This window comes from Streptomyces sp. NPDC051133, assembly GCF_040682635.1.
In the GTDB taxonomy this organism is placed as follows: Bacteria; Actinomycetota; Actinomycetes; order Streptomycetales; family Streptomycetaceae; genus Streptomyces.
Genome location: NZ_JBFBBK010000210.1, coordinates 1 through 1,827, shown reverse-complemented (window position 1 = coordinate 1,827; position 1,827 = coordinate 1). Strand labels below are relative to the sequence as shown.

Annotated in this window: 2 protein-coding genes; both read left to right on the top strand. The window is 67.5% G+C overall.

What is annotated here, in order from left to right; all coding sequences use genetic code 11:
* A partial coding sequence (locus AB0N17_RS46475; RefSeq protein ID WP_366017701.1) for a cytochrome P450 occupies positions 1 to 407 on the top strand: 407 nt, incomplete at its 5' end.
* A 343-nt stretch (positions 408 to 750) separates the two neighbouring features.
* Positions 751 to 1,827: AMP-binding protein (locus AB0N17_RS46470; protein ID WP_366017700.1), on the top strand; the 1,077-nt coding region annotated here is incomplete at its 3' end.

Sequence of the window (1,827 nt, the reverse complement as noted above, 5' to 3'; positions counted from 1 at the left end):
CCCCAGCAGCGACCGATCAGCTGCTGCGCGGCATTTCGATCAGTGACCGTGACGTACTTCCGGGGTTTATGCGCAGGGCAGTGGAGGACGTGGAGATCGGCGGCGTGTTGATCCGGGCCGGGAGCCTGGTCGCTGCGGACACGGTGACGGCCAACCTGGACCCTGACGTCTACCCGGAGGATTGGAGTGCCCATCCCTTCAGCGCACCAGACACGCCGCACCTGGCGTTCGGCGCAGGCCCGCACTACTGCCTGGGCGCCTGGCTGGCGAGGATGGAGCTGGAGCTGGCCCTGCACCGGCTGCCCAAGCGGCTGCCCGAGCTGCGGCTGGCGGTGACCGCGCACGACATCGACTGGCGCCGGGGCCTGCTCACCCGCAGTCCGCAGACCCTGCCGGCCATCTGGTGATGGTGCGGCCGGCGACGGAATCGTCAGCGTGATCACACGTGCCGATCCGCCACCGGCCGCTGTGTTCCGGTTCATGCGGCAACACCGCTTCCCAGCGAAGGCGAATGATCTCCGAGTCCTTCGTCGTGAAGCCGCTGGGCGGCCTCGTTCGCCGCGGATACGCCCGCGACTTCCTGTTCACCTGCACAGCCTGAGCCCAAGAGGGTTGAGCCGGCGTCAAGTGTTTCTTTCCCTCGTCCACGCAAGCGTGCTTGTCGGCGCACTATGAGCCTGTATGTGCAGGCGTCAGGTTTTCGTCGGAGTTACTTTTCGCTCGCTGATTTGAATAGGTGAAACTCGTCATATGGCTCGTTCCCTGGTCGATTTCCTGACTACGTACGCCTGTCTGCAGCCCGACCGTACCGCCTACCGATACCTCGTGACCGGCGACAGTGACGGCGAGACGCAGGAGATCTCCTACAAACACTTGGCCCGCCGCTCCCGGGCCGTGGCCCCCTGGCTCCAGGAGGGCGGCCTGGCCGGCTCCCGCGCCCTGCTGCTGTTCCCGCCCGGTCTCGAGTTCGTCCCGGCCTTCCTGGGCTGCCTGGCCGCAGGCGTGGTCGCCGTGCCGGGCGTGCCCCCGCAGGGGCGGTCGCAGAACCACCGTGCCCTGAACCGGATGAAGCGCCTGGTCGCCGACGCCGATGCCAAGGTGATCCTCGGCAACCGCGAAGTGATCAGCGCTCTGGCGGCGTGGACGAAAGACGTCCCCGGGCTGGAGGAGGTCCTCTGCGTCGCCACCGAGGACATCCCCGACGAAGCGGCCGGTGTCTGGCGTGAACCCGACCTCGCCGACGATTCCGTCGCCTTTTTGCAGTACACCTCCGGCTCCACCTCCGCTCCGCGCGGTGTGATGGTGACCCACGGCAATCTCCTCGACAACGAGCGGATCATCACGGAGCAGATGGGTCACACCCCGGACAGCCTCGCCGAGTACGGCCACGAGCTGTTCGTCAGCTGGCTGCCCGTGTACCACGACATGGGTCTCATCGCTCCGATCCTGAACACCCTGTACCTCGGCGCCACGGCCACCCTGCTCTCGCCGCTGCACTTCCTCCAAGACCCACGGCGCTGGCTCACCGCCATCAGCCGCTACCGCCCCTACACCAGCGGCGGCCCCAACTTCGCATACGAGCTGTGCATGAAGCACGCCACGCCCGATTTCGTCGACACCCTCGATCTGAGCAGCTGGCGGGTAGCCTTCAACGGCGCCGAACCGATACGGGCCGCCACCCTGCGCCGCTTCACCAAGACCTACCACGCGGCCGGCTTCCGCCGGGATGCCTTCTATCCCTGCTACGGCCTGGCCGAGGCCACCCTCATGGTCACCGGCGTCACGGCGGGCACCCCGCCGACGGTGCTCCAGGCCGACGCGAGCGGC